Genomic DNA, 17132 nt, shown 5'->3' with positions numbered 1-17132 from the left:
GGGTGAGTGTTTATGAACGCGATACTGGAAAATAAGCCAGCAACGGCACCGATCAAAAGTCGTCGGCGCTTTCCGACCGAGATGAGCATTTTCCTGGTGCTGATCGGCATCGGCCTGGTCTTTGAACTGTTTGGCTGGATCGTGCGCGATCAAAGCTTCCTGATGAACTCCCAGCGTCTGGTGCTGATGATCCTGCAGGTGTCGATCATCGGTCTGCTGGCCATCGGCGTGACGCAGGTGATCATTACCACCGGGATCGACCTTTCTTCCGGCTCGGTGCTGGCGTTGTCGGCGATGATCGCGGCCAGCCTGGCACAGACCTCGGATTTTGCCCGGGCGGTGTTTCCGTCACTGACGGACTTGCCGGTGTGGATACCGGTCATCGCTGGACTTGGGGTGGGGCTGTTGGCGGGGGCAATCAACGGCAGCATCATTGCCATCACCGGCATCCCACCGTTCATTGCCACCCTCGGCATGATGGTATCGGCGCGGGGCCTGGCGCGGTTCTACACCGAGGGCCAGCCGGTGAGCATGCTGTCGGATTCCTACACGGCGATCGGGCACGGCGCGATGCCGGTGATCATTTTCCTGGTCGTGGCGGTGATCTTTCACATCGCCCTGCGTTACACCAAGTACGGCAAGTACACCTACGCCATCGGCGGCAACATGCAGGCGGCGCGCACCTCGGGGATCAACGTAAAGCGCCATCTGGTCATCGTCTATAGCATCGCCGGATTGCTGGCCGGCCTGGCAGGTGTGGTGGCTTCAGCGCGCGCCGCGACCGGGCAGGCCGGGATGGGCATGTCGTATGAACTGGACGCGATTGCCGCCGCGGTCATCGGCGGCACGAGCCTGGCCGGTGGGGTCGGGCGCATCACCGGCACCGTGATCGGTGCGCTGATTCTCGGGGTGATGGCCAGCGGGTTTACCTTTGTCGGGGTTGATGCGTATATTCAGGACATCATCAAGGGACTGATTATTGTGGTGGCGGTGGTCATCGACCAGTATCGCAACAAGCGTAAACTCAAGCGCTGAAGCCGGACGAAACAGCAACATGCGCCACGCCTGACCCGCGTGGCGCAGCCGTTTGTCTTCTATATACAGCCGCTTGATTGAATTTCTTGCTATAAACGCACTCCGATAACCAACGCAAAGGCTGCCATAAAGCACTTTCGTGGCTTTGTCGGACGAATTCGCTGTCTTTTCAGTTGCTGAGGCCTCAAGTCGGCCTTAGACTGCCGCCCCTCGTAAATTGAGTGCCGGGTGGCGCTTGGAATAAATGGCGCCTTTCCGATGGCCAGACCCGGTCAGCCGGAACGCTCCCTAATTCGCCTTAATGCACGTTTTTTTATAGAGATATCAATGACAAAGGACAAGTTGCTGGCCATGCCGGCGGATGACTACATGAATGCCGAGCAACATGCTTTTTTCTCCGAGCTGTTGCAGAACATGAAAGTCGAAACCCATGAGCGCATCGAACAGAACCGCATCGCCATCGAGAGCCTGGACACCCCAGCCGATCCGGCCGACGCTGCTTCTGTCGAAGAAGAGCGCACCTGGCTGGTGAATGCGATCGATCGCGACCAGCGCATGCTGCCTCAGTTGGAACAGGCTCTGGAACGCATCAAAGAAGACAGCTTCGGCTGGTGCGATGACAGCGGCGAGGCCATTGGCCTCAAGCGCTTGCTGATCAGCCCGACCACCAAGTACTGCATCGAAGCTCAAGAGCGTCACGAACAGATCGACAAGCACCAGCGTCAGGCCTGATTTCGTAACGCCCCGCATCGCGGGCAAGCCTTGTTCCTGAAGGAACGACGCTTGCCCGCGATGCTTTTTTTCGTCTGCGAAAAACCCGCGTCCTTCTATTGATCTGCTGCAAGGCCCACTACTAATGGACCATAGATAATGGCCCCTTAGTGGCGTTTAATGCAGACACAACAATTAGAAGCTCCACGGGGTGACGAAGATGACGAGAGACGGATCTCTGGTTGGGCATGTGCCTGCACCAGTGCTTGCGCGAAAAAACCTTTGGCTGACGCCGACTTTGCAAAGCATCGCCCTGGTGCTGTTGCTCTGTGGCATGACCTTGGGCGGCGCTTCGCTTTACATCGGTCTGCCGGTGGCCGTGCTGATCGTCTGGCTGCCACGCTTGCGTACGCGAGCCGTCGCCGATTCAACCCCAGCCGACAGCTCAAGTGCCATTGCCGAGTTGACCCGCGACCTTTCCTACACCACCAGTCACAACGCATTGTCCGCCGCTGGCGTGGCGTTTTCGGTCAAGCAACTGGCCGACAGGGTCCAGTCGCAACTCGATGCGGCCAAGCGGATTGTCAGCAACGCCGAAGTGATGATTTCCACCGAACAAGCCACGTCGACACTCAGTCGAGAAGCCTTGAACGCTGCCAGCGAGGCCCACCAGAGCAGCGCGGCCGGTCGTACGGAATTGATCGAATCGATCTCCCGCATGCATCAGCTCAGCCAGCGCGCGAACAACAGCCGTGAGCTGATCGAAGCCTTGAGCCTGCGCAGCGATGACATTCAACGGGTCACGCTTGTGATTCAATCCATCGCCAGCCAGACCAACCTGCTGGCCTTGAACGCCGCCATTGAAGCGGCCCGGGCCGGGGAACACGGACGCGGGTTTGCGGTGGTGGCTGATGAGGTGCGTGGCCTGGCGGCGCGCACGGCGACGGCGACCGGCGAAGTCGGGGAGATGGTTGCCGATATCCAGCAACGCACAGCGCAAGTGGTGGAGCAGATCCGGCAACTGTCCAGCGATCTCGACACCGGCGTCCAGCAGGTCGAGCACACCGGTCAGCATCTGGAGAACATCGCGCGGCTGGCCGCTGGCGTCGAACACCAGGTCGCAGAAATCGCTCGGGGCACGGACACCAACCGCGAACAACTCGACAGCCTGTTTCACGCCATCGAACAGATGCGCAGCGACCTGACGGTCAGCGACCAACAGACCCAGCGTCTGGCTCAGGCTGCTGTGCAAATGGAGGGGCAAGCCGAAACCATCAGCGAGCGCCTCGCCGAAGTCGGGCTGGATGACTATCACCAAAGGATTTATGACTTGGCCCGCGAAGGCGCAAGCCAGATCACTGCGCGTTTTGAGGCGGATATAGACGAGGGCCGGATCAGTCTCGACGACTTGTTTGACCGCAACTACCAGGCGATCCCCAACACCAGCCCGGCCAAGTTTCAGACGCGCTTCGACCGCTACACCGATCAGGTTTTGCCGGCCATTCAGGAACCGTTGTTGCCGCGCCATGACGGGCTGGTGTTCGCCATCGCCTGTACTCAGCAAGGTTATGTGCCGACCCATAACAAGGCCTTCAGCCTGCCGCTGACCGGCGATGCGCAGGTCGATACCTTGCAGAACCGCACCAAACGCAAGTTCGCCGACCGTACCGGCATTCGCTGTGGCAGCCATCAACAGCCTGTGTTGTTGCAAACCTATACCCGAGACACGGGCGAACTGATGCACGACCTCTCGGTGCCGATCATGCTCAAGGGCCGGCATTGGGGCGGATTGCGATTGGGCTACAAGCCGCAGAGTGCTCGCTGAGTAGCTGACCATTGTTACCGGATTGGCAACGAAGCTGTGCAGGCTCGTTGCTGTTTCCTCGCGAATGAACTCATTAACATGCCTACATAGTTAGGTTGCTAATGAAATTCGAGGGGGCAGCATGCACAGTAAAGTCGATGTCGCGGTCATGATTGGCAGCGGCGTACCCGCCTATTTGCGTGCGATGGGGCAGAGCGTTTGTTGGGTGGTGTTGCTCAATGGCGAGCGCCGGGGGACGGTGTATTGCAGTCGCGATGAAGCCGAAGAGTGCAGGGCTGCCTGGCTGGCGCAATTGAACGCCGTAGCACCTGGCAGCCTGCATTGACCGTGCGGTTTAGTGAGCTTGGTGCATGCGCAGGTTCAGGTCGTCGACCACCCGCGCCCAATCCGCGTCTTCTCGCAATTGCTCTTTCAGGAAGCTTGCTTGCTGCGGGGTCCAGAACTCGGCGTCGATGAGTTTCTTGTCATCAGCCAACGGAGAATGGTCGGCGATGAAGTCGTCGATGGCTTTCTCGCTGGAATCAAGGCCAAGCTGGTCGAACAGGCCTTTCAAGTCATGTATAGGTGAATCCATTGTCATCTCCTTGCGGGTCGCGTCGAATGCGATATCTGAGTGCGGCTTCATTGCATCTGAGGGGGCCGCGCGTCAGGAGTTCGAAAGCGATGGTGGAAAGCAGGAGAGAGCATAGACTGCAAATCTGAGGATCAGGCTTTCAACGCACCTTCATCGACGGCAAGTTTCAGGGCCTTGGCGGCTTCCTTTGCGGCAATGTCGGCGACATCCGAGGTTTTGAACCAGCGATCTTTCTCGACCTGGTGATAGGTCACCGCGGTCAATGGTGGTTTGGCACGCATGACAATGACAGCCTGGAATTCGCCTTCGACCTCTCTGGCTTCGCCCCGGATAAAAAATTCACCGATATCAAATTCCGTCACGTAGCTGCCTTCCCTTGGAAATTTTCTGTTGTATTGAACGCCGTCCGCCCTGGGGACGGATTTCATTGGTCGGGCAGTATGGCAGTTGTTGCCTGTCGACGGCTGAGTTAAGTCATCGGTGTGACGAAACGTCTATGGCAATGAAAACCTGGAATTCGTCAGCCGCGTGACTCGAGTACGCGGGCAAGAGCGCAGGCTGCGTTATGGCTGGCGCGGAAACCTCTGACGCGGCCGGTGGCCGTTTCCTTGATATGAAAGAACGCGCTACCTGCCAATACAACCTGAAATTGCGGCATTCGGGGGCTTTCAGGCGCATACGCATGGGGCTGAAAGTCCAGCGCAAGCATCGAGCGAGCGCTATCGTTGTGTCGTGGCATGGGGATGGCGAAGTGAGTCATGGTGCACATAAGAAGTCCTTTTCCTTGTTTTGCCGACGTGCGTACGTCGTTATGGGTAGTCTCAATGAGCATGGCTGCTCTAGAATCGCCATCACTGTCCGGCGAATGGCGTTCATCTAAAGCAATTTTTTGCTGGCGATATGTCGGAAAAGTGCTTTTTTTAAAGAGTTTTTTCCTTAAAGTTGGTAATCCGGTTTCCTCTGGCGGCTAGAAGGGCTTTTTCCTTCAACTTCTGACGACTTTCCCAGAGGACGGCGCGAGTGATATTCCAGTAGTCTCACTACCTCGCGACGCCTGAGCGCTACGCTCAGCTCAGGATTTCAACCCGGGCCTCATGGCAACATTTTCGGCATGGCCGCTTTTTTCTGCTGTGCGCTTTTTCTGCGTGCGGCATCATTTTCAGATGTGGGGATGTTTCCTTGGCAGTAAGTAATCTCGATATGCATGCTTTGTTCGTGCTGGGTGATTTGCGCGCAAAGCTGGTTAAACAGTTCCAGTCACGTTTCGTTTACATCACCGAACAAAACGCTGAAGGCATTTACATTGCCGAACTCGACACTGAAGAAGCGTTGGTGGTCGATGACAAACCAGGGCTCAAGCTCAAGGTTGGCGATCATTTCAGTGCCTCTGTGCTGCCCAGTCGTGAAGGCGGCAAGCTCGACATCAAGTTCCGCGAAATCAAACTGACGGTGTATGGCCTGGGCGATTACGCCTTTGTCACCACCGCCGATGGTCATGGGATCGTGTTCAAGGAAGGTCATAGCGTGGTGATGGTCTTTGCCGCCCACCAACAGCTGCAGGAAGGCCTGACCAAGACCCTGAAGGCCGTCACCGCCAAAGCCGCCAAGTGGCGCAAGGGCGAACTGGTGACGTTCAAGGCCAGCGAGTAATGACCCTGACCCGCGCTGATTTCCACCAACAGAACCAGGCCAGTGCGCACGTCGAAGCCCGACGGTTGTACGAGCACAAGGCGGTTCTGCAGGGAGCCTGGCTGAGTTGGGTGGCGTCACAGATATACGCGCTGCGTCCGGCGGCCTACGCCAGCATGGTAAGAAGAGAGCTGGCACGGTTGCAGGAAACTTCCGAAAATTAATTCGTGCCCCTCGAAAGCAGGAACCTCTACTACAGTCAGATGACTGAGTATTCAGAGGCTTGCGGTCTTCTGTCAGGCCATCCTGCTAATGCTGTGACAGCACGAGGTGCAAAGGCATGAAAGGATTTCGACGGTTGTTGGTCGCTACCCTGGCCACGTTTGTAGTATTGAGTTCACCTGCTCCGGTATCCGCCGCTGCGCAGGCGCCGATTCATTTCGCCGATCTGAACTGGGAAAGCGGCAGTCTGATCACCGATATCCTGCGGATTATCGTCGAGAAGGGCTACGGCTTGCCGACCGATACGTTACCCGGGACCACCATCACCCTGGAAACCGCATTGGCCAACAATGACATTCAGGTCATTGGCGAGGAATGGGCCGGACGCAGTCCGGTCTGGGTCAAGGCCGAGGCTGAAGGTAAGGTCGCGAGCCTGGGTGATACGGTCAAAGGCGCCACCGAGGGCTGGTGGGTGCCCGAGTATGTGATCAAGGGCGACCCGGCCAAGGGCATCAAGCCGCTGGCGCCAGGCTTGCGCAGCGTCAGTGACCTGCCCAAGTACAAGGACGTGTTCAGTGATCCGGAAAGTCCGGGCAAGGGGCGCTTCCTCAACAGCCCGATTGGCTGGACGTCGGAAGTGGTCAACAAGCAGAAGCTCACGGCGTATGGCCTGAACGACAGCTATGTGAATTTCCGCAGCGGTTCGGGGGCGGCGCTGGATGCCGAGATCAGTTCATCGATCCGTCGTGGCAAGCCGGTGCTGTTTTACTATTGGTCACCGACGCCGTTGCTCGGCCGCTACAAGCTGATTCAGCTGGAGGAGCCGCCCTTTGATGCCGAGGCGTGGAAAACCCTGACCGACGCTGACAACCCCAACCCCAAGCCGACTCGCTCGCTGCCCTCCAAGCTGTCGATTGGTGTGTCCACGCCTTTTCAGAAACAGTATCCGCAGATTGCCGAATTCTTCAGCAAAGTCGATTTGCCGATCGATCCATTAAACAAGGCCCTGGCGCAGATGAGCGAAAAACACACCCCGCCACGTCAAGCGGCGGAGGCGTTCATGAAGGCGCACCCCGACGTGTGGCAAGCCTGGGTGCCCAAGGATGTGGCGGATAAAGTCGCTGCCGGATTGAAGTGATACAGACGTTTGGCAAACACCTCATTGGTCGGGTCACGTACCCGGCCAATGACGAATGTCCTTACAAAAACGTTCAAGGAGGTCCATCCTCCTGCGACATTTAACGTTGGATGTCTGAATATGAGCTTGATGATCGCGCAATGGATCGCTGCCATCTTCCTGTTGATCAGCTTGATCCACCTGTATTGGGCGGCAGGTGGCACATTGGGGAGCGAGGCGGCGGTGCCGCGCGTGCCCGGGGAGGGCGGGGGAGAATCAAGGCCTGCCTTCAAACCTTCTGGATTTACCACGCTGCTGGTAGCGGTCGGGTTGCTGCTGATCGCGATGCTGGTGTGCCTGCGGGTCGGCCTGTACCTGCCCACGGTGCAGCACTGGTCGCTGCAATGGGTGATCAGCGCAATTGCGATGCTGATGTTCGCCCGGGCAATCGGCGATTCGAACCTGATGGGGTTCTTCAAGCAGGTCAAGGGCTCGACGTTTGCCCGACTCGACACCTGGGCTTATTCGCCGTTGTGTGTGGTGCTGGGAGCCGGGTTGTTGGCGGTTGCCTGGATTTGAGCTGAGGTAATGCAAGATCAAAAGATCGCAGCCTCGTTGCACTCGACAGCTCCTACATGGGTTTACGCTCCCACGGTAGGAGCTGTCGAGTGCAACGAGGCTGCGATCTTTTAGCGTCTAGCTCCCGGTCTCATTCCGCCGGCTACTCACCTCAGCCGGCACATCATCCCCGGCCATGCGCTTGCGAAACAGCGCCGCCCGCGCCAGCAGCAACGTGGTTACCGGCACCGTGATCGACAACAGAATCGGAATCAGCCAGGCGTGCAGCACGGGCGCAGACTTGAGCGCTGAAAAGTAGACGATCGAGGCCAGGGCCACGCACCACGCGCCCAGCGTCGAGGCCAGTGCTGGCGGGTGCATGCGCTGAAAGTAATCCTTCATCCGCACCAGGCCAATCGCCCCGATCAGCGCGAACAGGCTGCTGAGCACCAACAGGATCGCCACCGGGATTTCCACCCACAGGGACAGTTGCGTCGTCATTCGATCACCTCGCCACGCAGCAGGAATTTGGCCAGGGCAAACGAGCCGACGAAGCCGAACAGGGCGATCAGCAGCGCCGCCTCGAAATACGTGTCACTGGCATAACGAATGCCCAGCGTCAGCATCATCAGCATGGCGATGATGTACAGGTAATCCAGTGCCAGAACCCGGTCCTGGGCCGAAGGCCCTTTGAACAGCCGGATCAAGGTCAGGATCATCGCCAGGGAAAAGATGAACAGGCTCAGCAGGATCGCGTTCGACAGTAATTCGCTCATTCGAAGATCTCCATCAAGGGGCGCTCATAGGTCGCCTTGAAGTGCTCGATAAACAGCGCTTCATCCTCCAGATCAAATACGTGCAGCAACAGGATGCTGCGGTCCAGCGCCAGTTCCGACCAGACCGTGCCGGGAACCACTGTGCAGATCATCGACAACGCAGCCAGGCCATTGGCGTCGCGCAATGCCAGCGGCACCTTGACGAACTGCGAGCGGGGCGCGCGCCGTCCTGCGTTGAGCACGCCCCAGGCCACGGCGAGATTGGAGACCACCACATCACGGCCCACTAGCAGGAACAAACGTACGACCACACTGGGCCTACGGATGCGGATCGGCCGCGGCCGCAGCTTGCGCATCATCAACGGCGCACAGAACCCGAGCATCGCACCCAACAACAGATTGCCGGGGCTCAGCGACAGGTTCAGCAGCAGCCACAACAGCCACAGCACCAGTGACAACCATGGAGCAGGCAACAGACGCTTCATGGCTGCACCTCCAGCATCGCCGCCCGGGATTCGGGGCTCGGTACCACGCGCGTGCCCAACACGGCCATGACGTATTGCTGCGGATTGTTCAAGGCATTGGCGGCGGCCTGGGTGTAGCGCAGCAGCGGTTCGGCCTTGAACGTCAGGGCTACGCTGAGCCCCAGCAGCACGATGATCGGCACGCATTCGAAGCGGCGCAGCAATGGCGATGGCCGTTCCTGAGGTGTCCAGAAGCGCTGGATGCCCACGCGCGCGAAGGCGATCAGCGACGCCAGCCCGGACAGGATCAACAACGCCAGCAACCCCCACGCCGCGTTCGACACCGGTTCGTCAGCGCCATTGCCCAAACCCGACGGATTGAGCAGGGCGCTGAGCAGGCCAAGCTTGCCAATGAAGCCCGAGAGCGGCGGCATGCCGATGATCAGTAACGCACAGGCAATAAAGCTCAAGCCGAGGAACGCCATCGTCCACGGAATTACCTGGCCCACCATGGCTTTCTGCTCGTCGTCGAGGTTGATGCCCTTTGGCGGTTGCAGGGATTCCATGGGGCGAGGCAGCAGGTCGCCGTCGTCGAACAGCGGCATTTCATTGGCGGAGCGTGAACGCTCGATCAACTCGGACAACAGGAACAGCGCACTCAGCGCCAAGGTCGAGCTGACCAGATAGAACAGCGCCGCGCCGATCAGGTTCGGCTGGGCGAAACCGATGGCCGACAGCAGAATCCCCGCCGACACCAGAATGCTCAGGCTGGCCATGCGTTCCAGGCGCTGTGCCGCGAGGATCGCGACGGCCGCGCAGATGATGGTTGCCATGCCGCCGTAGATCAGCCAGTCGCCGCCGAAATACGCCGAGGCGCCGGCCTGACCCGAAAACAGCAGCGTCCACAAACGCAGCAAGGTGTAGACGCCAACCTTGGTCATGATCGCGAACATCGCCGCCACCGGCGCGCTGGCCGCGGAATAGGCCGGCACCAACCAGAAGTTCAGCGGCCACATCCCGGCCTTGGCCAGGAACGCCACCGCCAGAATCCCCGCGCCAGCATGCAACAGCCCGCGATCGGCTTGCGGGACCAGCGGGATTTTCAGCGCCAGGTCGGCCATGTTCAAGGTGCCGGTGACGCCATAGATCAATGCCGCGCCGATCAGGAACAGCGACGAAGCCAGCAGGTTGATCGAGATGTAATGCAGCCCCGACGACACCCGCGCCCGACCCGAGCCATGGAGCATCAGGCCGTAGGACGCGGCCAGCAGCACTTCGAAAAACACGAACAGATTGAACAGATCCGCCGTCAGGAACGCGCCATAAAGGCCCATCATCTGAATCTGGAACAGCGCATGGAAACTCGAACCGGCGCCGTCCCAGCGCGCCATGGCGAACAGCAGGGCGCTGACGCCGATGATCCCGGTCAGCACCAGCATCAATGCCGACAGGCGATCGACCACCAGCACCAGGCCGAACGGCACCTGCCAGTTACCCGGCAGGTAAACACCGATGGAGCCGGGCACACCGGTGGACTGTGTCCATTGCAGCAGCGCCACGGAAATCCCCAGGCCCAGCAGGCTGGAGAACAGATTGATCTTGGCCTTCAGCGGGCGATGTTTTTCGCCCAGCATCAGCATGATGGCGGCGGTCAGCAGCGGCAGCAGAATCGGTGCGGCGATCAGGTGCGTCATCGCATTCATTCTTTAGGCTCCCGGCCATCGACATGGTCGGTCCCGGTCAAGCCGCGAGAGGCCAGCAGCACCACCAGAAACAGCGCGGTCATGGCGAAGCTGATCACGATGGCGGTCAGCACCAACGCTTGCGGCAATGGGTCGGTGTAATGCAGCAAGTCTTGCGGCACGCCGTCCTTGATGATCGGCTCCTTGCCGATGAACAGGCTGCCCATGCTGAAGATGAACAGGTTGACGCCGTAGGACAGCAGGCACAGGCCCATCACCACCTGGAATGTCCGTGGCCGCAGGATCAACCAGACGCCTGACGCGGCCAGCACGCCGATGGCGATTGCGATGACTTCTTCCATCAGACGGCTCCTTTGCTGGCGACGGACTTGGGCAGGGCCGCGGTTTTATGGCCCCGTACCGATTGGTGAGCGAGGGCGGTAAGGATCAACAGCGTCGAACCGACCACCACGGCGTACACGCCGATGTCGAAGAACAACGCACTGGCGATATGGATGTCGCCCAGCACCGGCAGGTCGACATGCCAGGTGTGGGTGGTCAGGAACGGATACCCGGCCACCATCGCCCCAAGCCCGGTGGCCGTGGCGAACAGCAGACCGGTGCCCATCCAGCGCAGCGGTCGCAGGCTCATTTGCGCCTCGACCCACTGGGTGCCGGCGACCATGTATTGCAGGATGAACGCCACCGACATCACCAGCCCGGCGACAAAACCACCGCCCGGTTGATTGTGCCCGCGCATGAACAGGTAGACCGACACCACCAGCGCAATCGGCAACAGCAACCGCACCAGCACCGCCGGCACCATCATGAAACCGAGCGCGGTGTCGCTGGCGTGACGCGGGTTGACCAGGTCGGTGACAACATCGGGTGCCAGCAAGCGCTGCTGGGCCGGCAGTTGCAGGCTTTCCTTGGGCGGGCGGAAGCGTCGCAGCAGCGCGAACACGGTCAGGGCCACGGCCACCAGCACAGTGATTTCACCGAGGGTGTCGAAGCCGCGGAAGTCCACCAGCATCACATTGACCACATTGCTGCCACCGCCTTCGGGCAGGGCGCGGCTGAGGTAGAACGAGGAAATGTCGTTGGGGGTCTGGCGCGTCAACATTGCATAGGCCAGCAATGCCATGCCGCCGCCGACCACGGTCGACAGCAGCAAGTCGCGGATCCGCCGGATACGAGCCCTGCGCAGGCTGCCCGGCAGCGGCGAGACCTCTTCGATGCGTCGCGGCAGCCAGCGCAGGCCCAGCAGGATCAGCACGGTGGTCACCACCTCGACCACCAATTGCGTCAAGGCCAGGTCCGGCGCCGAGAACCAGACGAACGTGATGCAGGTCATCAGGCCGCAGACGCTGACCATGGTCAGGGCCGCGAGCCGGTGATACTTGGCCTGCCATGCTGCGCCGAGGGCACAGGCAATTGCCAGCAGCCAGAGGATCACAAACACGATCGAGCCCGCAATCTTCGGCCGCTCGCCCCAGCTCAGACTGCTGTGGAGCATCGGGATCAACCCGGCCAATACGGCGACGAGCACCATCAGGAACAACTGCGCTTGCAGGCGCCGCGTGCTGATCCGCCGCTCCAGGCGACGGGCCAGGCGCATCATGATCACCAGGCCGCGCTCGAACAGGCGCTTGCCGTTCAAGCCGCCAATGAACGGCGGGTATTTGAACCGTCCGCGCTTGAGCTGATTGCGCAACAGCAGGTACAGCACGATGCCGCCGGACATGGCGATCAGGCTCATGATCATCGGCGCGTTCCAGCCATGCCAGATCGCCAGGCTGTATTCCGGCAGGGTGCCGCCCACCACGGGCAGGGCTGCGGCGGCCAGCAATGAGCCGACCACTTGCGCGGGGAAAATCCCGACGATCAGGCAGGTGAACACCAGTAATTCCACGGGCGCGCGCATCCAGCGCGGCGGCTCGTGCGGGGTGTGTGGCAGATTGGTGGCGGTCGGGCCGAAGAACACGTCGACCGTGAAGCGCAGGGAGTAGGCGACGCTGAACGTACCGGCGATGGTCGCGACAATCGGCAAGGTCATCTCGACCCAGGCGGTGGCGTTGATGAACACAGTTTCGGCGAAGAACATCTCTTTGGAGAGGAAGCCGTTGAGCAATGGCACGCCCGCCATCGAGGCGCTGGCGACCATGGCCAGGGTCGCGGTAAACGGAATCAGCTTGATCAGGCCGCTGAGCTTGCGAATATCGCGGGTGCCACTTTCGTGGTCGATGATCCCCGCGGCCATGAACAGCGACGCCTTGAAGGTGGCGTGGTTGAGGATGTGGAATACCGCGGCCACGGCAGCCAGCGGACTGTTAAGGCCCAGTAGCAGGGTGATCAGGCCGAGGTGGCTGATGGTCGAGTAGGCCAGCAGACCCTTGAGGTCGTTCTGGAACATCGCGCAATACGCGCCGAGCAACAGCGTACACGCGCCGGCGCCGCTGACGATGTAGAACCATTCTTCACTGCCGGACAGCGACGGCCATAGCCGTGCGAGCAGGAACACCCCGGCCTTGACCATGGTTGCCGAGTGCAGATAGGCCGAGACCGGTGTCGGCGCCGCCATTGCGTGGGGCAGCCAGAAGTGGAAGGGGAATTGCGCGCTTTTGCTCAGGGCGCCAATCAAAATCAGGGGCAGCAGGATGGGGTAGAGGGGGTGCGCGCGAATCAGATCGCCAGCGGCCAGGACCTTGTCCAGGTCATAGCTGCCGACCACATGGCCGAGCAGCATGACCCCCGCCAGCAAGCACAGACCGCCTGCGCCCGTGACCATCAACGCCATGTAGGCGCCGCGTCGTGCATCGGCGCGGTGATGCCAATAGCCGATCAGCAGGAACGAAAAGAGACTGGTCAGCTCCCAGAAAAACACGATCTGGATCAGGTTGCCGGAAATCACCAGCCCGAGCATGGCGCCCATGAACGCCAGGAAAAACGCGAAGAATCGCGGCACCGGATCGTCCGGCGACATGTAATAGCGGGCGTATAGAGAAACCAGCGTGCCGATGCCCAGCACCAGCAACGAGAACAGCCAGGCGAAACCGTCCATGCGCAGGACGAAGTTCAGGCCGAGGCTGGGTAACCAGAAAAATTCTTCACGAATGACGCCGCCATGGGCGATCTGCGGGTACAAGAGGGCAACCTGGAGGGTGCCAATCAAAGCAACCAGACCCGCCAGCAAGGATTCGGTGTTACGCGCGTTGTGTGGCAGCAAAGCCGCCAGACAGCTGCCGATAAAAGGCAGAAGCAGTAGAACTATCAGGGACATAGGCTTCTAATCTGCGGAAGTTTGTGAAGCATCATACGTGCCAGCTCCCCGATCACCAAACGCCAAGCTGTCGCAGAATCCTACAAGGTAGACGGAAAAACCCTGATTCACATTGTTTCGGAGGCGTGTTTTCAGCAGGTCCGGCCCCTTCGCTGGCTTGCCCGCGAAAGCGATCTTTCAAACACCGCAGATTAGATCGTTCCCACGTCGAGGCGTCGAACCGTCTGCGTGGGAATGCCTCAATGGACGCTCTGCGTCCGCTTCGTGGGACGCGGAGCGTCCCGGGCTGCATTCCCACGCGGGAGCGTGGGAACGATCAGTGCTCTGATTCGCGCTCCAGATCAACTTGCGCTTGGGACACGGCCTTGGTCTTCAACTCACTGACAATCACCGCCGCCACGATCAACCCCGCGCCCACCAGCGCAATCGCCGGCAGCCGCTCCCCGGCGATCCGCCCGACAATCCCGGCCCACACCGGCTCTCCTGCATAAATCAGTGTCGCCCGGGTCGGCGAGACACTTTTCTGCGCCCAGTTCATCGCCACCTGGATCGCCGCGCTCGCCGCGCCCAGGCCCAACGCGCTGCACAACAGCAACCATGAGAAATCCGGAATCACTTCCCGGGTCGGCACCACCATCAGGAACGACAGCACCGAGGTGGTCGCCAATTGCACCACCGTCACCCGGCGCACATCGACCTGCCCGGCATAGGTGCTGATCAAGATGATCTCTGCGGCAATCGCCACGGCGCTGATCAACGTAGCGATTTCACCCGGGCTGAAATTGAACGAAGCACCGGCAGGTCCCGACAGCAACATCAACCCGGTAAAGGCCAGCATGATGCCGATGCTAGGCATCAACCCCGGGCGCCGCCCCAGCACCAGCCATTGCAGCAACGGCACGAAGGGTACGTACAACGCGGTGATAAACGCCGATTGACTGCTGGGGATGCTCTGCAACCCCACGGTCTGCAGGCCATAGCCGAGCATGATCGCCACGCCGATAAACGCCCCGGCCTTGAGTTCGAACAGGGTCAGCTCACGCAGATGGCGCCAAGAGAACAGCGCCACAATGATCGCCGCCGCGGCAAAGCGCAGCCCGACAAAAAACATCGGTCCGCTGACCGTCATGGCGTGCTGCACCAGAAGGAATGTCCCGCCCCAGACCATGGTGATCAGCACCAGCACGCACTCGGCCTTGCTGAACCGCGAGAAGCGGGGAGAAGTGTGAGGGGAGTTCACCGACGTCATGACCTTGCGCGCTACCTGAGGGAGACGCACAATGCGCCGAATGTTGCGCAGTATACTGCCCAACCCCACCAAGTGAGCAATATAGTGCACAAAGATTCTACTCCTCGGGCTTCGGTCCTCCAGCACGTCAGCCAGAACGTTCGACGCTTGCGCCATGCTGCCGACATGAGCCAGACCGCGTTGGCTGAAAAGTCCGGTGTCAGCCGGCGCATGCTGGTGGCCATCGAGGCCGGCGAGAAGAACGTCAGCCTGACCACCCTCGACCGCGTGGCCGAAGCGCTGGACGTGGCGTTCAGCGACCTGATCCAGGCCCCGGATGCCCGCGACCCCAGCCGCATCAACGAAGTGGCCTGGGCCGGAAAGATTCCCGGCAGCAAAGCCGTTCTACTGTCCAAAGCCACCGCCACCCGCGAAGTTGAACAATGGGAGTGGTGCCTGCAACCGGGGGAAATCTATCCTTCGCAACCGGACGCCGAAGGCTGGAGCGAGCAGATTTTTGTCTTCGAAGGCTGCCTGACATTGATGCTGGGTGATACGCCACATGAGATCGCCGCCGGCGAGTTCTACATGTTCGCCAGCGACCAGCCCCATGCCTATCGCAATGATGGGTTGGTGGCTGCGCGGTTTGTCAGAAATGTGGTGATCTAACTGTTTGCCGATCAACACTTGATAGACACTTTGTTGATTTGAAGCTGCTGAAGTTACTCCACATTATTCATTAAGTTATTGAAATTAAACGCTATTAATTTCAGGCACGACTCCTGCAAAGCTCTGATGCATTCATCAGAATCCCGGAGTCGCCCATGACAGCCTCTGCCCAATCCCCTAGCACCGCCCACGTGATTCGTTCGGACGCCGAAGCCATCGCCGTCGCTCAAAAGCTCGCCGCGCGCTTCGCCATCGAGGCCAGCGTCCGCGACCGCGAGCGACGTTTGCCGGTCGCCGAGCTCGACGAGTTCTCCGCCAGTGGCCTCTGGGGCATCACCGTTCCCAAGGCCTATGGCGGCGCAGGTGTCTCCTACGTAACCGTCGCGGAAGTGATCAAGATCATTTCCGCCGCCGACTCGTCCCTCGGCCAGATCCCGCAAAACCACCTCGGTGTGCTCGACATCCTGTTGCAAACCGCCACCGAAGAGCAGAAGCGCTACTACTTTGGCAAAGTCCTGCAGGGTTATCGCTTCGGCAACGCCTTTTCCGAATCCAAGAGCAAAAATGCCGGCGCGTTCGAAACCCGTATCCGGTTTGATCAAGACACCGCGCAGATCGATGGCGAGAAGTTCTACTGCACCGGTGCCTTGTTTGCGCACATCGTGCCGGCGGTGGCGGTCGATGAAGAGAACAAGGCGTTCATCGCGTTTATCGAGCGCGACACGCCCGGCCTGACGGTGATCGACAGCTGGGACGGTTTCGGCCAGCGCACCACGGCCAGCGGCGGCGTCACCTTGAACGCGGTCAAGGTCCCGCTCAGTGCGGTGATCCCGGCCCACAAGGCGTTCGACGAACCCACCGCCGACGGCCCGATCTCGCAAATCATCCAGGCGGCCGTGGATACCGGCATCGCGGTTGGCGCCCTGGAAGAAACCAAACGCTACGCCCGCGAAGCCCGGCCATGGATCGACAGCGGCCAGGATCACGGCTGGCAGGACCCGTTCAGCATTGCCGCGATTGGCGACCTCGAATGGCGCGTCCACGGTACCGAAGCGATCCTGAAAAAAGCCGGCCTGGCCATCGACGCGGCGTTGCTCACTCCGAATGAAGACACCGTGGCCCACGCTTCAGTGGTGGTCGCCCAAGCCAAAGTGCTGTCCGCCGAAATCTCCTTGCTTGCCAGCAGCAAGCTCTTCGAACTGGCCGGCACCCGCTCGGTGCTCGGCAAATACAACCTCGACCGGCATTGGCGCAACGCCCGCACCCACACCCTGCACGACCCGGCTCGCTGGAAATACCACCTGATCGGCAACTACTTGCTCAACGGCGTGAAGCCTGCGCGCCACGCCTGGAACTGAGGAG

20 protein-coding genes are annotated in these 17132 nt (G+C 60.2%); 10 read left to right on the top strand and 10 right to left on the bottom strand.

Annotated features, from left to right (window positions below; translation table 11 throughout):
- Positions 1 to 12: 12 nt before the first annotated feature.
- The 4 genes from HNR03_RS16365 to HNR03_RS16350 all read left to right on the top strand — a co-directional run bounded on the left by HNR03_RS16365 (position 13) and on the right by HNR03_RS16350 (position 3896).
- Positions 13 to 1035 (top strand): ABC transporter permease, encoded by a 1023-nt coding sequence (locus tag HNR03_RS16365; protein WP_259154634.1) that lies wholly within the window; start codon positions 13 to 15, stop codon positions 1033 to 1035.
- A gap of 327 nt (positions 1036 to 1362) precedes the next feature.
- Entirely contained in the window at positions 1363 to 1767 is a 405-nt protein-coding gene (locus HNR03_RS16360) for a TraR/DksA family transcriptional regulator (RefSeq protein ID WP_007907888.1), read from the top strand.
- 199 nt (positions 1768 to 1966) lie between these two features.
- Positions 1967 to 3571 (top strand): methyl-accepting chemotaxis protein, encoded by a 1605-nt coding sequence (locus tag HNR03_RS16355; RefSeq protein WP_259154629.1) that lies wholly within the window; start codon positions 1967 to 1969, stop codon positions 3569 to 3571.
- 121 nt (positions 3572 to 3692) lie between these two features.
- Positions 3693 to 3896 (top strand): hypothetical protein, encoded by a 204-nt coding sequence (locus tag HNR03_RS16350; protein WP_259154628.1) that lies wholly within the window; start codon positions 3693 to 3695, stop codon positions 3894 to 3896.
- Positions 3897 to 3905: 9 nt separating this feature from the next.
- Here HNR03_RS16350 and HNR03_RS16345 read toward each other — a convergent pair whose 3' ends face one another.
- From HNR03_RS16345 to HNR03_RS31935, 3 genes are all read right to left on the bottom strand, one after another.
- Positions 3906 to 4145: a DUF2789 domain-containing protein gene (locus HNR03_RS16345; RefSeq protein WP_259154627.1), complete on the bottom strand. Its 240-nt coding sequence runs from the start codon at positions 4143 to 4145 to the stop codon at positions 3906 to 3908.
- A gap of 131 nt (positions 4146 to 4276) precedes the next feature.
- Positions 4277 to 4507, bottom strand: coding sequence for a hypothetical protein (locus HNR03_RS16340; RefSeq protein WP_222590456.1), 231 nt, complete (start codon positions 4505 to 4507; stop codon positions 4277 to 4279).
- A 158-nt stretch (positions 4508 to 4665) separates the two neighbouring features.
- Positions 4666 to 4854, bottom strand: a complete 189-nt coding sequence (locus HNR03_RS31935; protein ID WP_405046058.1) for a hypothetical protein — start codon at positions 4852 to 4854, stop codon at positions 4666 to 4668.
- Positions 4855 to 5324: 470 nt separating this feature from the next.
- On the opposite strand from HNR03_RS31935, the gene HNR03_RS16330 reads away from it, so the two are divergent.
- The 4 genes from HNR03_RS16330 to HNR03_RS16315 all read left to right on the top strand — a co-directional run bounded on the left by HNR03_RS16330 (position 5325) and on the right by HNR03_RS16315 (position 7692).
- Positions 5325 to 5795, top strand: coding sequence for a hypothetical protein (locus HNR03_RS16330; RefSeq protein WP_090185257.1), 471 nt, complete (start codon positions 5325 to 5327; stop codon positions 5793 to 5795).
- Entirely contained in the window at positions 5795 to 5998 is a 204-nt protein-coding gene (locus tag HNR03_RS16325; RefSeq protein WP_222587275.1) for a hypothetical protein, read from the top strand. The genes HNR03_RS16330 and HNR03_RS16325 overlap by 1 nt, the downstream gene beginning before the upstream one ends.
- A gap of 116 nt (positions 5999 to 6114) precedes the next feature.
- Complete coding sequence (locus HNR03_RS16320) at positions 6115 to 7134, top strand: ABC transporter substrate-binding protein (RefSeq protein WP_222587274.1); 1020 nt, start codon at positions 6115 to 6117, stop codon at positions 7132 to 7134.
- Between the two features lie 120 nt (positions 7135 to 7254).
- Positions 7255 to 7692, top strand: a complete 438-nt coding sequence (locus HNR03_RS16315; RefSeq protein WP_259154625.1) for a DUF3995 domain-containing protein — start codon at positions 7255 to 7257, stop codon at positions 7690 to 7692.
- Between the two features lie 117 nt (positions 7693 to 7809).
- Here the strand turns inward: HNR03_RS16315 and HNR03_RS16310 are convergent, their stop codons facing one another.
- The 7 genes from HNR03_RS16310 to HNR03_RS16280 all read right to left on the bottom strand — a co-directional run bounded on the left by HNR03_RS16310 (position 7810) and on the right by HNR03_RS16280 (position 15212).
- On the bottom strand, positions 7810 to 8172 hold the full coding sequence (locus tag HNR03_RS16310) for a Na+/H+ antiporter subunit G (RefSeq protein WP_259154624.1): 363 nt from the start codon (positions 8170 to 8172) through the stop codon (positions 7810 to 7812).
- Positions 8169 to 8447, bottom strand: a complete 279-nt coding sequence (locus HNR03_RS16305) for a K+/H+ antiporter subunit F (RefSeq protein ID WP_157714510.1) — start codon at positions 8445 to 8447, stop codon at positions 8169 to 8171. The genes HNR03_RS16310 and HNR03_RS16305 overlap by 4 nt, the downstream gene beginning before the upstream one ends.
- Positions 8444 to 8932, bottom strand: a complete 489-nt coding sequence (locus tag HNR03_RS16300; protein WP_259154620.1) for a Na+/H+ antiporter subunit E — start codon at positions 8930 to 8932, stop codon at positions 8444 to 8446. Before HNR03_RS16300 ends, HNR03_RS16305 begins: the two co-directional genes overlap by 4 nt.
- Positions 8929 to 10614 carry a monovalent cation/H+ antiporter subunit D gene (locus HNR03_RS16295; RefSeq protein ID WP_259154619.1) on the bottom strand — a complete coding sequence of 562 codons (1686 nt, stop codon included), beginning with the start codon at positions 10612 to 10614 and terminating at the stop codon, positions 8929 to 8931. The genes HNR03_RS16300 and HNR03_RS16295 overlap by 4 nt, the downstream gene beginning before the upstream one ends.
- Entirely contained in the window at positions 10611 to 10955 is a 345-nt protein-coding gene (locus HNR03_RS16290) for a Na+/H+ antiporter subunit C (RefSeq protein WP_007986256.1), read from the bottom strand. The genes HNR03_RS16295 and HNR03_RS16290 overlap by 4 nt, the downstream gene beginning before the upstream one ends.
- Positions 10955 to 13873, bottom strand: coding sequence for a monovalent cation/H+ antiporter subunit A (locus HNR03_RS16285; RefSeq protein WP_259154616.1), 2919 nt, complete (start codon positions 13871 to 13873; stop codon positions 10955 to 10957). The genes HNR03_RS16290 and HNR03_RS16285 overlap by 1 nt, the downstream gene beginning before the upstream one ends.
- Before the next feature lie 316 nt (positions 13874 to 14189).
- Entirely contained in the window at positions 14190 to 15212 is a 1023-nt protein-coding gene (locus HNR03_RS16280; RefSeq protein WP_259154615.1) for a DMT family transporter, read from the bottom strand.
- Between HNR03_RS16280 and HNR03_RS16275 the strand changes: the two genes are divergently transcribed.
- The gene (locus HNR03_RS16275) at positions 15207 to 15770 is read left to right on the top strand and encodes a helix-turn-helix domain-containing protein (RefSeq protein ID WP_208668873.1); all 564 of its coding nucleotides are present in this window, start codon (positions 15207 to 15209) and stop codon (positions 15768 to 15770) included. The two genes, HNR03_RS16280 and HNR03_RS16275, sit on opposite strands and share 6 nt — an antisense overlap.
- Before the next feature lie 155 nt (positions 15771 to 15925).
- Positions 15926 to 17128, top strand: coding sequence for an SfnB family sulfur acquisition oxidoreductase (locus HNR03_RS16270; protein ID WP_259154614.1), 1203 nt, complete (start codon positions 15926 to 15928; stop codon positions 17126 to 17128).
- Positions 17129 to 17132: the final 4 nt, after the last annotated feature.

Origin of the sequence: Pseudomonas sp. JAI111 (assembly GCF_024809425.1) — a bacterium.
Taxonomy (GTDB): domain Bacteria; phylum Pseudomonadota; class Gammaproteobacteria; order Pseudomonadales; family Pseudomonadaceae; genus Aquipseudomonas.
This window is presented reverse-complemented; position numbering and strand designations above follow the sequence as displayed.